This is a genomic window from Wolbachia endosymbiont (group A) of Bombylius major (genome assembly GCF_947251895.1).
Lineage (GTDB): Bacteria > Pseudomonadota > Alphaproteobacteria > Rickettsiales > Anaplasmataceae > Wolbachia > Wolbachia pipientis.
This window is the reverse complement of sequence record NZ_OX366395.1, coordinates 225,324-239,067: the sequence shown is the minus strand read 5'-3', so window position 1 is coordinate 239,067 and position 13,744 is coordinate 225,324. Positions and strand designations below refer to the sequence as shown.

Genomic DNA, 13,744 nt, shown 5'->3' with positions numbered 1-13,744 from the left:
AGCCGTATGAGGCGCAAAGTCTCACGTACGGTTTTGCAGTCGAGTGAGGAGGGGCGACCTTCTTCACTTAGACAACAATATGCAGATGAAACTACAGATGAAGACCTAAGGAATATAGCAGAAAAATCACCAATAGTAAAGCTAGCATATGATGAGTTAGACAAGTTTTGCTGGAATGAGAAAGATTTAGTAGCATATGAAGAAAGAATAATGGATCTACGTAAGGAAGAAGCCATTCTTGAATACAGACTTGATCTTGCTGAAGAGAAAGGTATACAAAAAGGTATAGAGAAAGGGAAAATTGAAGGGAAAATTGAAGTCGCAAAAGCAATGCTGGCTAATAATGTTGATGTCAACACTATTGTCAAGTTTACTGGCCTTTCTATTAGTGAGATTGAAGAATTAAGTGGAAATCTGTGAACGGTTACGTTTATTTTTTATCCTTATCATCAAGTGTAAATAAGGTTATTGTAGAGATTAAGCCTACTATAACTATTATTAACGAAAATGGGGCAGCTTCTCTATAGCGCTCATCGCTTACAAGTTCATATATTCTAGTTGATATAGTTTCAAAATTAAATGGTCTTATAATAAGTGTTGCTGTGAGCTCTTTGATAGTATCCATAAATACGAGCAAAAATCCCGATAATATACTCTTCTTGATGAGAGGGATATGAACATTCAAACATGTGGAAATAGGTCCATGACCCATGGTATATGCAGTCCACTCAATTTCATTTGGTGTTTTTTTGAGCCCTGACTCTACCGCCTTGAAAGATATAGCAAAAAAACGAAATAAATATGAGTAAATTAAAGCACCGATAGTTCCTACTAAGCTAATTTCCACAACATATTGAGTAATGAAAGAGGATATTCTGCTTAAAAATATTATTATACTAATTGCGATAATTGCATTTGGAATTGCGTAGCCTAAAGAAATGAGACGTGCTACATTATTGATTACCTTATTTTTACGCGCCGTATATCCAATCATTATTGCAATGCTAATTGAGATTAATGCGGTGATAAATGATAAACTAACGCTATTTGCTATTATGTTATAGAATCTTGCTTCGTATATGAAAAACCCCTTCTCTATGCTCCAATATATGAGCGGAATCATTGGCAAAATAAAACCTATTAAGATCGGCAATACACACATAAGATAAGCAAAGATCAACGGCATAGCGCCACTTATACTCCGTTTGTTGTGATAATCTGAATTGGTATTGATTGAAGAGTAGGATATTCCTTTTTTTTGTAGTTTTTTTTCGATAGCTATTAGTGTTGCAACGAAAATCAACTCTGCAACTGCTAAAACAGTAGTTGAATATTTGTCATGCAGTAAAAACCAGGTGCGATATATTCCTGTCGTAAAAGTATCGATAGCAAGAAACTGTGGTGTGCCGAAATCTGTAATTACTTCCATTAGTACCAAAGACAACCCAGCTATAATTGATGGGCGTATGGAGGGTATGATGACAGAAAACAGGCTCTTCAATGAGGAGAACCCAAGTGTTGACGCAATAGTGACTGAGTTACTAACATTCTTTAGACTTGAGCGGACTAACATATAAACGTATGGATATAGGCTGAATCCCATTACTAATATTCCACCACCTTGGGATTTTATTTCAGGAAACCAATAGTCACCTTTGCTCCACTCTAAAATGTCTCTTAATGAGCTCTGCACCGGACCTGAAAACTCTAGTGTATTTACATAGACGAACGCTACTATATATCCAGGAATCGATATTGGAAAGAGCAAAGCAATCTCAAAAATTTTACTTCCAGGAAATGAAAAAAATGTGGTAAGCCAAGCTGGAATTACTCCAAATATGAAGGATATTCCCCCCACTCCTATCATCAAAATTAACGTATTCAGTATATATTCAGGGAAAAGTGTACTGATTACCCATTCGGAATTCGCTGAATCTGTAAATAAGATTGATATTAATGATAATATTGGGCAGACGAATAATATGCTTACTAAAAATAAGAATATATTTTTAAATACTCTTAAAAACATTAATTTGAATCTATATTTTATATTAAAATGTTATATGTAAAAACTGAAGACATCCAGTAATTATAGCTAACCCAAGAAAGGTTTCCCTACGTCATACCGCCCACAACTGTACGAACATTCGTTTGTGAAAGCAGTATGTTAAATGTTATAGCAGGTTTTGCCTCAAACACAAAGGCAGTGCCCAGACTACTTGGATCCAGAAAAATTGATTGTAAACAAACGACTATACAACATTTTCAATAAAATTACAAAAAAGCTGGATCCCAGTGTCAAGCACTGGAATGACAAAAAAAGGAGCACTGGGATGACATCCTCCCTTGTGGAAATTGCTCTCAAATCACAATGTTCGTACAGCTATGGATTCATTCGCGGTATCTCAGCATAGATTCCGCTAACGAGTAGCGGAATGACGGTTTTTCAAATTGTAGGTAAACCCAAGCCACTTTAGCTATAACAGCCGTACTATTGAATATCTTTATAATTTTGTATATCATGTTCTTAGTTGATAAGTGAATAATCATGAGCTTCGTCATTGCAACTTTCTATCACTTTGTAGAACTCTCTAATTATTATGACATGAAAGACGAAATAAAAACTGCATGCGACAACGTTGAATTAAAGGGTACTATACTCCTTGCAGAAGAGGGTATTAATGCGACTATATCTGGTGAAAGAAACGCGATTGATAAAATATTCGATTTTCTACGTTCTGATTATAGGCTAAGGGACCTTACATGGAAAGAGAGTGCAGCAGAATATCAACCATTTAGCAAGATGAAGGTAAAATTAAAAAGAGAAATTGTGAATCTTGGTGTAAGCAATCTTGATATTTCCCTTAGGGGTAAATATGTTGATCCAGAGCATTGGGATGATTTTACTTCTCAACCTGACGTTTTAGTAATAGATACACGAAATGAGTATGAAGTGAAGTTAGGCAAGTTTAAGAATGCAATTAATCCACACACACAATGTTTCCGTGAGTTTCCTCAGTGGACAGAGTCATTTTCTGAGAGTAAAGACCTGAAAGTAGCTATGTACTGCACTGGTGGAATTAGATGCGAAAAATCTACAGCATATATGAAAAGCCTTGGATTTAGTGATGTTTACCATCTTAAAGGTGGCATTCTTTCTTACCTTGAAAAAACTTATAATAAAAATGGTAATTGGGAAGGTGAGTGTTTTGTTTTTGATGATAGAGTTGCTGTTGATAACTCACTTACTCCAAGCAACACAATAAAATGCATATTCTGCTCAAATCAAGTTTCAACTGATAAACTGAAATCAGTTCCACGTGGCCAGGTGGTTTGTTCTGATTGTAAACTTCAGTGTTATAGATATAATAAATAAAACATCATACTGCTGCAGTTGTATGCACGTTGTGATTTGAGAGCAACCTCTACCAGAAAGGGTGTCATGCCAGTGCCCAGACACTGGCATCCAGGTTCTTTTTTTCTAGATTCCAGCGTCACACGCTGGAATGACAAAAAAGCTGATTTTTAACGTAGATAATGGTTATGCAAGAAGTCTACTTCTTGCCCTTAATCAATTCTAAAGCCTTCTTCAAATCTATGCTTTCAATATCTGCACTCTTGCCCAAAGCAACGTTTGTTTTACCGCATTTTATATAGAATCCGTACCTACCGTTGCAGATAAAAACTTCTTTTCCTTTTTCATTAAGCCCGAGAGATTTTAACTCTTTGCGTGGACTGTTTGCAATAATTTGTACAACTTCGCTCAATTCTGTATTCAGCACCTCTTTGGAGCTTTTCTTAAGAGAAAAGTATCTACCATCATAGAAAATATAGTATCCAAATCGTCCAAGGCCTATTTTTACTTCCTTTCCGGTTTCAGGGTGTTCTCCGATTACTTTCGGCAAGGAAAGTAACTGAGTAGCGGTGCTCAGATCAATATCATTAACATTTATATCTTTTGGTATAGAACCCGCCTTTTTCTTTTCTGACTCATTATTAAACTGCAGGTAAAGCCCAAAAGGACCTTTTTTAATTACTACCTCTTGTCCTGTTATATCATCTATACCTAAACTTTTTGGATATTCTGAATTGTCGTTACTGCCCGTAATTTCTTTTGTATGGTTGCATTCAGGATAGTTAGAACATCCAAGGAACACCCCGGCTTTTCCAAAGTTCAATTTCAATATGCCATCAGAGCAAGCAGGACATTTCGTATTCACCTCTTTTTTTCCTTCTTCTGAACAAAACCAATCGATTACCAAATCGTGAATGCCGCTGAAAACTTCATCATGCGTCATTTGCTTAACAGAGTTTACATGACCAAAAAATGGCACCCAAAAGTGGCCTAATTCTTTTTTCCAATCTGCATGTCCATTTGAGATTAAATCAAGCTTTTCTTCCATTTGTGCTGTGAAATCATACTCTACACAACGCTGAAAAAAAGTTTCTAAAAATATAGTAACAATTTTACCACGACTGCTTGGAATAAACCTTTTGCTATCCAATGAAACGTACTCACGATCTTGTAATACCGAAATAATTGTTGCATAAGTTGATGGTCGACCTATACCGATTTCTTCCATTTTTTTTACGATACTTGCTTCACTATAACGAGGTGGCGGTTGAGTGAAATGCTGTTTTGGCTCAACTGAAATCAGCTTGCATGCTTCCCCTTCCTTCATGGCAGGTAGCAGGCCTTCATTTTCGGCTTCTATGTTATCTTGATAGACTCTATAAAAACCATCAAAGAATATACTCGACCCACTTGCTCGCAGAATCACTTTCTGATCAGTAGAACTAATTTCAACTACCACTTGATCAAGGATCGCTGATTCCATTTGACTTGCAATGGTTCTTTTCCAGATTAAATCGTACAATTTAAATTGCTCTGGCGTTAAGTAATCCTTAATACTACCCGGCGTTCTATTGATATCAGTTGGACGAATTGCTTCATGTGCTTCTTGAGCATTTTTGACCTTTTTTACATATTTACGAGGAGACTGCGGTAAATATTTATCACCATATAATGACTTAATTGACCCTCTAATTGAGTTTATAGCCTCATCTGCAATATGAAACCCATCTGTACGCATGTAAGTTATCAACCCTACAGTTTCACCACCAATATCGATACCTTCGTATAAATTTTGCGCTACTCGCATAACATTTTTTACGTTAAAATACAGCTTGTTTACTGCATCTTGCTGAAGACTTGAAGTAATAAACGGAGGAAGCGGGTTTCTCTTAACTTGCTTGCGTTCTACTGTGCTTACAGCATATTGCCTTGACTCAATCTCCCTGACTAAGTTCTTTGCTTCTTCTTCATTCTTAATATCAAATTTTTCTAGCTTTTTATTGTCATAGTGGCTTAGCATAGCAAAAAAAGCCTCATCTTTGCTATTTTGCATTTCTGCCTTTATGCTCCAATACTCCTGTGTTATAAACTTACTAATTTCATCTTCCCGTTCGCATATAAGCTTTAATGCAACAGACTGCACTCGCCCTGCAGACTTGCTCCCCGACAATTTTGTCCACAGCAGTGGTGACAAGCTAAATCCAACTAGATAATCCAAAGCTCTACGTGCTTGTTGTGCACGCACTAAATCCATATTTATTTCACGTGGATTCTTTATTGCTTCTTGAACTGCTCTCTTTGTTATCTCATTAAAGACTACTCTATGAATGTTGCTTTTATCATTGATTGCTTTCTTTTCTTTTAATGTCTCTATCACATGCCAAGCCATTGCTTCCCCTTCTCTGTCTGGGTCTGTTGCAAGATATATATCTGATGTTTTGCTTGCTGCTTTTACTAACTCTTTTATATACTTTTCTGCTTTTTCAATGGTCTCATACTTTATAGCAAAATCATTATCCGGATCGACGGAGCCGTTTTTTGCTGGAAGATCCCTCACATGTCCAAAGGATGCAGCTACTTTGAACTCTTTACTCAAATATTTACCTATTGTCTTTGCTTTCGCAGGTGATTCAACTATTAATAATGCCATATTGTTAATTATTTTAGTACTTAAAGATAATATGTTGAGAAATATACGATGAAAAGTAAAAAAATATTTTAATAGGTCTTGTGAATTTGTAAAAGACAAGAATTAACTGACAGAAGAATTGACGTAGTCAAAACTAATATCAGGCTGTTGTTTAATGCTACTAATATTTTTCTGAAAAGCAATATGTTTACTGTCAAAAAACGTTTGCATAGGTGTTTTGCCATAGCAGTATTTGCCTGAGTGAGGCCTTGTCTCATTGTAAGAACGCAACCAATGATCAACATCGATCTGTAGATCCTCCAAAGAATAGTAGATTTTCTTTCTAAAGATAATATTGTAACACTCATCTTGCATAGTTCTATGGAATCTTTCACATATGCCATTAGTTTGTGGAGAGTTGGCTTTGGTTCTAGAATGATCGATATTTTCGATTCCTAAATATAGCTGATAAGCGTGATTTTCGGGCTTGCCACAATACTCCGTACCCCTATCAGTTAGAATGCGTAATAATGGAATTCTCTGCTCATCAAAAAATGGGATAACTCTATCGTTAAGAAGATCTGCAGCTGTAATAGCTGTTCTGTCCGTGTAAAGTTTAACCATTGCAACTCTGGAATAAGTATCAACAAAAGTTTGCTGATAAATGCGCCCTATGCCTTTGATATTGCCCACATAATAGGTATCTTGAGAACCCAAATAACCTGGATGTTGCGTCTCAATTTCACCATGAGCTTCCCTTTGTTCTTTCACTTTTTCTAAAGCTGCAAGTTGTTCTTCAGTTAAAATGATTCCGTCTTGAGCTACTTTTGCCTCCAGTGCTTTAAGTCTCTTTTTCAAAGTTTCAAGGTCATTTCTTAGCCATACAGATCTTACTCCTCCTTGGGAAATTATTATACCTCTTTTTCTCAGCTCATTTGCAGCTCTTTCTTGTCCATATGCAGGAAATTCTGTAGCTATGCCAATTATTGCTCTTTCTATATCTTCCGAAACTCTGTTTGCTAATAGCGGTTTTTTCTTACTTATTTCATGTAATGCTTCTTCTCCCCCATTTTCATATAACTCCTTGAATCGATAAAATGTATCTCTTGAGTATCCCATCACTTTGCACGCTTGAGACACATTTCCTAATTGTTTTGCTAGCTCTAGTAATCCTAGTTTTGGTTTTAGTATTTTTGTTTGTATTGTACTCATTTCTAACACTCCTTATTTTTATTATTCTTAACTTACTTTTTTAAAGTGTCATATCAAGTCCTGTTTAATACACTTTAGGAGAGTTTGCTAATGAAGGCTCTTAAGTTGACGCCATTGCCTGAACGGATACGCCAATTTTTATGTTCATTTGTAACCGTTTATTATTTTACACCCCAGTCTTTTTCAAATATTGCTAGCCCTTGGTCAGTAAGTGGGTGATTAATTAATTGTCTAAGTACTTTTGCTGGCACAGTAATTGAATCAGCACCAAGCCTTGCAGCTTCTATTACATGCGCTGGGCTTCTCACTGATGCAACAAGAACTTTAGTATCAAAACCGTAATTAGAATATATAGTACATATATCTTCTATTAGCGATAAGCCATCATAGCTTATATCATCAAGGCGACCAACAAAGGGGGAAATAAAACAAGCACCGACCTTAGCGGCAAGCAGTGCTTGTCCAGGAGAAAAACATAATGTGATGTTAACAGGTATTTTATGCTCTGTCCATAACTTTTTACAAGAAATTAATCCTTCATGTATAAGAGGTAATTTGATCACAACATTATCAGCAATTTTTGCTAAATTCAGACCTTCTGTGATCATCTCTTCATGGCTATCTGCAACAACTTCAACACTAACAGGCCCTTTTATAATAGAGCATATTTCACGCACTAAATCCTCGTATTTATCTTTACGCCCGGACTTTGCTATTAAAGAAGGATTAGTTGTTATGCCGTCAATGAACTCCTTTAGTTCTTTAATTTCATTTAAATCAACGCTATCAAGAAAAATTTCCATATTAATCTCCTATAAAAAAAATACCCTTGCAAAATCTTGTCATCCTACCGCTTGACTTACAACTGTATGAACTTCCTGCGTTGTAAACATCAAACGGCCGATAACACAACTGTACAAATATTGAGACATAAGAGTAATTTGTACCAAGAAAAAAGATGTCATCCCAGTGCCCAGACCCCTTAGACAATGTACCATCTTTTGATTTTGTCCATTCTGGGCGGGGTTTTCAAGTTCTTTGATCTTAAATACTACATCTACTTTATCAAGATCAATGTTGACTTCTTTTACTAATGTCCTAATAAGACTACGTTTGGCTTGCCAATCTAGGTCCGATTTAACACTAGAATAAAAGCCCTTTATGCTATTTGTAATAAGATTCATTGGGAATGTTCAAAAAAGTGTGTCAAAGCGCATTTTTAGTTCAACTCAATTTTCAATCTATCTGGAAAGAAAATATCAAGTTGAGACATAGTTAAAGCCCAATTAGGCAGAGCCATAGTCCATTTTTGCTCTACCTTCTTTATAGCACAATATACCTGTTTATACAAGGCATTTGTGCTGGTAAATGAGCCCTTGGTTTTAGTGAATTTTCTGATCTGTCTGTGCAGCCCCTCAATTGGATTTGTGGTGTAAATTAGCCTTCTAACTGGGCTAGAATACTTGAAATAACCAGATAAATTTTCCCAATTGTTCTGCCACGATTTTATAACTAAAGGATACTTTTCTCCCCATTTTTCTTCCAGCTCAAGTAAGTAATTTTCAGCAATTTCTTTACTTGTAGCACGATATATTTTTTTCAAATCATTCATGAAAACTTTCACATCTTTGCTGGATACATATTTTAGTGAATTTCTTATCTGATGCACTATACATAGCTGTACTTCTGCTTTAGGAAACGCACTATTTATAGCTGCAGGAAAGCTTTTTAGCCCATCTACACATGCAATCAGAATATCTTCTACTCCTCTTTCTTTGAGGTCATTTAGCACTCCCAACCAAAAGTTAGCTCCTTCACTTTCAGCCAAATAAAAGCCCAGGACTTCTTTTCTGCCATTTTGGTCTATGCCCAATATATTGTACATACATTTACTTACGCAATGTCCATCCTCTTTGACCTTAAAGAACATCCCATCCATAAATACTATCGGGTATACTGATTGCAGTGGACGACTACGCCATTCATTGATTATAGGCAGTAATTTGTCGGTAATACTTGATATCTCTGCCGCCGATATTTTGTGATCATAAATTTCCTCAACGTGTGACGCTATATCTCTATAGCTCATACCACTGGCAAATGTGCTCAAAATCTTCGTTTCAAGCTCTGGATGTAAGCTTGTTTGCCTTTTTTTGACTATTTGCGGCTCAAAACTTCCTTCTCTATCCCTTGGCGTCAAAAGTTCAAATGAACCGGCACTTGTCCGTAAAGTCTTTCCATTTCTGCCATTTCTTCGATTATTCTCTTCACTTTCAGCTAATAAGTGGTTTTCTATTTCACCTTCCAAACTTGCTTCCAGCAGCTTTTTTATAAATGGTGTTAATGCTCCCTCCCTTCCTGTCAACGGTCTTCCTTCTCGTATAGACGACAGGATATTTGTTTCCAACTCTTTATAATCTACCAATCCGTTAGTTCTGTTTACTACTTTCTGACTCATTGTCACACCTCCATTTTTTTATATCAATTTATTACTTTTTTTTCGGTTTGACACACTTTTTTGAACATTCCCCCATTCTTTCAAAAAAGATTTGAATTTTACAAGAACAGTTTTCCTCCTGGCACACTTGATGGTAGCGGTAATCCTATAACTGATAAATACATACGAAACTCCCTATTAAATAGCATGAAGAGAAAAGGTGATGTGTTCAACTTCTGGATCGATAGAGAATCTGGGGAATTAAAGAAGTATGATGCAGTAGAAGGCTTTGACAGTGCTGTAAAACTTAAGTGGAGTGAAGGAGTAGAGTATTTTTATAATCATTTAAAAGAAGAAGATAAGGAAAAGAAACTTACAGAAGCTATTATTGCTCTGTCCCGCGTTCAATCTGTTGAGAAAGATGCTCCTATTTTAGATTTTTGTGTAAATAAGATAGTCGATAAAGATACTCTTTTACAGAAATTATTGCAGAAAGATAAGGGAGTATATGCTCTTCTTGCTGAATTAATAGAGTCATGTTTTTTTGATACGGTTCATGATTTGGTACAGTGCTGGTGTTATGAGGAAGCTTCAGCACGAGGTGATCATTCAAAGGAAATACTCTCACAGGATGAGTATGACCTCCTTCTTTACTCACTTTCAAATGTAATGTTGAAAAATCCTGAATCAAATGTTCAAGCTAGATCTCTTATTATGAAGATTTGGAAATGTGACTGCTTTATTGAATACAGAAAGATTTCTGTTAATATTTCTAATTGTATAGTTCCTATACAGGACATGCTTGCAGGGTTAATAATTAACTGGAAACGAGAAGACATTTATAAGTCTGATGAGGAAAAAGAAATAGAGAAAAAAGAAATACTAGATATAATGTTATTTGCTAAAAATAGCTTTCCTGAAAGATTTGAGTTCTTTAAGGGAAGGATAATAAAAAGTCTTAGATTATCTGGTAGAGAAGGTAAAAGAGTAAATGTAGATTACGGTCTGTTTGCGGAAGAATTATTCTCTGAGTTAGAGAAAACAATTTTACCACCTGTAGGTGATGGTCCTTGGAATAATTTACGGTCACGATCTAAAGCTCATGGTAGTAAGAAAACAACTTTGCCAGTTGATGATGTTCCACAGTCTGAGCTTGGAACTCCTAGTGTAAGTGGTGTTTCTTCTTATAAGAAAAAAAGCGTCTTTACGCTTAGTGGTAATAAGTAATCCACTTATGAACTCTTGGTGTTTCTGGTCGTAGTAAATAAGGGGTATTTTGTATGAGTAATGGTGATGGATTTATTAGGAGTTTGGTGGATGGAGATCTTGAAGGATTCAGACAAGGATTTGAATCTTTTTTAGATCAATGTCCATCTTTCTTGTATCATGTGAGTGCAGGTCGTTTCCTTCCTGTATTCTTTTTTAGTATGTTTTCTACTGCACATGATGCTAATATCTTAAATGAAAATGAGAGAGTGTATTTTCGTTTTGATAATCATGGTATTGATACAGGTGGTAGAAATAGAAATACAGGAAATCTAAAAGTCGCTGTTTATCGTGACGGACAGCAAGTTGTCAGATGCTACAGTATTTCTGATCGTCCTAATAGTGATGGGTTGAGGTTCAGTACAAGGGAGAGAAATGCTCTAGTGCGAGAGATTAGACGGCAAAATCCAAATTTAAGGGAAGAAGACTTAAATTTTGAGCAATACAAAGTATGCATGCATGGAAAGGGCAAGAGTCAGGGAGAGGCAATTGCAACAGTATTCGAGGTGATTCGTGAAAAGGATTTTAGAGATAAATTTGCCAAGTATTCAGCATCTGAGATTAGTCTTCTTAGACAACTCTTAGGAGATCACGGATTGACAATTCAGGAAATAAAAGGAAGACAACTCAATTACAATCAGCTCAGACAACTTGATAGATCAGTCAAGTTTGCACAGGTAGCACAAGGTCAACAAAGGATTGACAACTTTATGGGAATACTAGCAAATAACCAAAGACAAAATGTAGAACGTAGAATGCACAGGGAAGTTTTGCCATACATCACTGACATCTATGATAATTGCAGACAAGCGCTAGAAAATAATATTGAAAATCGCAGTCAAAAATTTGAGAGTCACGGGTTTTTATTAGGTTTTTTAGCAAATTTTAGTCATCGCTACACAATAGGCATCGATCTTGACTTATCTCCTAGAAACTCACATGTTGCTTTTCTTGTACGTCATCAAGCAGAAAGAGAAAATATTCCTATTGTTATTAATCTTGCTATATTTGACACACCGTCAGATGTTGCATTAAACTGTGCCATAGGCTACGCTGGAAGGTTACACAATTCTTCATTTATACCTATTCATACCACATCAGAGCATACTGTTTGTGTTGGATTAAATTTTAATTTAAATCTAGATCCTTTTAGTGTTGATACAGTAGGGCTTCAACAGGATAGATTTCCTTTAGTACAAAGATTGTTTGAGTATATAGAAGATGAAGAGGTTGGAGAGAATATTAGAGATTTCTTGCTTCAACATCTTCCTGGTGAAATACCAAGAAATGCAGATAATTATAACAGAGTATTTGATTGTATAACTGGTTTTACTTTTGGAAGTAGTGCTTTTGATATACACCCTTTACAACTAGAAGGTGTAGAGGAAGATGAAGTACATATAATAAAGCACACATTTATACATGGTGACCCCAATTTAAGAAAGCGCGCATTGACTATGGTCTTTCATGCTGAAGGTTCTGATATAGTTATACTCCATATTAGAGCTCACGATGCACAACAACAAGGAGCAATCAATTTAGAAAATCTTAATATTAATGGAAATAATGTTCATGTATGGGAAGTTTCATGCACACTTAATGACCAATTTGAGCTAGATATTGATCAACCAAATGACCTTGGTTTATATCACGATTACCAAAATAATAATGCAAATAATTTTCTTGATGGTGATCTTGTACAAGTACCTAATGCTGAAAATGTACATGGTATTTCAGAAAGGGTTATGAATGATGGCTGGAAAAATGTAGGTCAGCATAGAGGATTATTTCAAGAGATCTCTGGAGCATTGATGCCACTTAGGGATGCAATAAATGTTAATAGTGAGGATAAGTTTCGTTCTATACTACATGGTACATTTTATGCTAGTGACGATCCTGATAAAGTGCTTGCTATGTATAAAATTGGTCAAACATATAGTTTGAAAAGGAGGCAGGAAGAAGAAGGAGAAAGGGTAATGCTCACAAGAATTACAGAACAGAGATTAGACCTTTTATTATTAAGACAATCTACGGAGAATGCTCCAGATACTCACCCGATTGTATATGTATTAGGATTTGCTGATAATGCAGAAGAAGTAGCACAAAAGGAGAATAACGCAAAAGATCGAATAAAAGAACTTATGAACAAGCAAAGGGGATATTTGCCTATTACTCCTGGAAATGAGGTGGTTTTATCTTCTGCTGTATTTAATGCAGGTGCACAGAGAGTAGAAGATCTTATATCTATTCCACAAGAACTATATATACATAGGCTTGACCGCAGTACTAGAGGATTAGTGGGACCTGAAAGTGTTATTGATGAAAATCCACCAGAGGGTCTATTATCAGATCAGACTCGTGAAAATTTCAGGCGCTTTTACACGGAAAGAAAACCAGGACAGAACTCTATTTTTTTGCTTGATATAGATGATAATCTGCACGTTCCATTTAGTTACTTGCAAGGTACTAGAGCACAGGTAATAGAAACATTAAAGTCAAGAATAAGGGGAGGTGATAATTCCATTCCTACAGCACAAGAGATAAGAAGACAAATAAGAGATATTCTTGGAAATCAAGGGATAGAAGTAAATGATCTACTTACACTAGAATTTGCGACGAGAAATGAACATTATGATTACTGGCTTCAACAAATTGATATAGCTCACGCTGGAAGATTGCGATATCAGCTTCGTACTGAAGGTAATCACACTTTTGAAGTAGCTAATTTGGCAAGGAATGACGGTAACGAGCACATTGTTAGAGTATTAAATCAATTTAGGGAAAATGAAGAACAACAGCGTTTAACTTTAATCATTACTTTAAATAATACTCATTAGGTTACACT

Annotated in this window: 8 protein-coding genes and 1 pseudogene; 4 read left to right on the top strand and 5 right to left on the bottom strand. The window is 35.8% G+C overall.

Features of this window, described 5'->3' with window-relative positions; all coding sequences use genetic code 11:
• Positions 1 to 75 precede the first annotated feature (75 nt).
• A pseudogene (locus OPR49_RS01070) lies at positions 76 to 420 on the top strand (Rpn family recombination-promoting nuclease/putative transposase); the annotation flags it as partial.
• Between the two features lie 10 nt (positions 421 to 430).
• On the opposite strand, the gene OPR49_RS01065 reads toward OPR49_RS01070, so the two are convergent.
• A complete protein-coding gene (locus tag OPR49_RS01065) occupies positions 431 to 2,029 on the bottom strand; it encodes an ABC transporter permease (protein WP_265027186.1) in 1,599 nt (532 codons plus the stop codon).
• 519 nt (positions 2,030 to 2,548) lie between these two features.
• Between OPR49_RS01065 and trhO the strand changes: the two genes are divergently transcribed.
• Entirely contained in the window at positions 2,549 to 3,376 is an 828-nt protein-coding gene (gene trhO, locus OPR49_RS01060) for an oxygen-dependent tRNA uridine(34) hydroxylase TrhO (RefSeq protein ID WP_265027185.1), read from the top strand.
• Between the two features lie 178 nt (positions 3,377 to 3,554).
• Here trhO and topA read toward each other — a convergent pair whose 3' ends face one another.
• The 4 genes from topA to OPR49_RS01040 form a co-directional block, all read right to left on the bottom strand.
• Positions 3,555 to 6,005 carry a type I DNA topoisomerase gene (gene topA, locus OPR49_RS01055; protein ID WP_265027184.1) on the bottom strand — a complete coding sequence of 817 codons (2,451 nt, stop codon included), beginning with the start codon at positions 6,003 to 6,005 and terminating at the stop codon, positions 3,555 to 3,557.
• Positions 6,006 to 6,107: 102 nt separating this feature from the next.
• A complete protein-coding gene (locus OPR49_RS01050; RefSeq protein ID WP_265027486.1) occupies positions 6,108 to 7,196 on the bottom strand; it encodes an IS481 family transposase in 1,089 nt (362 codons plus the stop codon).
• Between the two features lie 161 nt (positions 7,197 to 7,357).
• Positions 7,358 to 7,999, bottom strand: a complete 642-nt coding sequence (gene fsa / locus OPR49_RS01045; protein ID WP_155968460.1) for a fructose-6-phosphate aldolase — start codon at positions 7,997 to 7,999, stop codon at positions 7,358 to 7,360.
• Between the two features lie 416 nt (positions 8,000 to 8,415).
• Complete coding sequence (locus OPR49_RS01040; protein WP_265026724.1) at positions 8,416 to 9,654, bottom strand: IS256 family transposase; 1,239 nt, start codon at positions 9,652 to 9,654, stop codon at positions 8,416 to 8,418.
• A 60-nt stretch (positions 9,655 to 9,714) separates the two neighbouring features.
• Between OPR49_RS01040 and OPR49_RS01035 the strand changes: the two genes are divergently transcribed.
• Both OPR49_RS01035 and OPR49_RS01030 read left to right on the top strand, forming a co-directional pair.
• A complete protein-coding gene (locus OPR49_RS01035) occupies positions 9,715 to 10,860 on the top strand; it encodes a cytoplasmic incompatibility factor CifA (RefSeq protein WP_320157602.1) in 1,146 nt (381 codons plus the stop codon).
• Between the two features lie 53 nt (positions 10,861 to 10,913).
• The gene (locus tag OPR49_RS01030) at positions 10,914 to 13,736 is read left to right on the top strand and encodes a cytoplasmic incompatibility factor CifB (protein WP_320157601.1); all 2,823 of its coding nucleotides are present in this window, start codon (positions 10,914 to 10,916) and stop codon (positions 13,734 to 13,736) included.
• Positions 13,737 to 13,744: the final 8 nt, after the last annotated feature.

Bases quoted from the DNA above. Each gene is read 5' to 3' on its own strand.
- OPR49_RS01065 (WP_265027186.1), bottom strand. From the start codon at position 2,029: ATGTTTTTAAGAGTATTTAAAAATATATTCTTATTTTTAGTAAGCATA.
- trhO (WP_265027185.1), top strand. From the start codon at position 2,549: ATGAGCTTCGTCATTGCAACTTTCTATCACTTTGTAGAACTCTCTAAT.
- topA (WP_265027184.1), bottom strand. From the start codon at position 6,005: ATGGCATTATTAATAGTTGAATCACCTGCGAAAGCAAAGACAATAGGT.
- OPR49_RS01050 (WP_265027486.1), bottom strand. From the start codon at position 7,196: ATGAGTACAATACAAACAAAAATACTAAAACCAAAACTAGGATTACTA.
- fsa (WP_155968460.1), bottom strand. From the start codon at position 7,999: ATGGAAATTTTTCTTGATAGCGTTGATTTAAATGAAATTAAAGAACTA.
- OPR49_RS01040 (WP_265026724.1), bottom strand. From the start codon at position 9,654: ATGAGTCAGAAAGTAGTAAACAGAACTAACGGATTGGTAGATTATAAA.
- OPR49_RS01030 (WP_320157601.1), top strand. From the start codon at position 10,914: ATGAGTAATGGTGATGGATTTATTAGGAGTTTGGTGGATGGAGATCTT.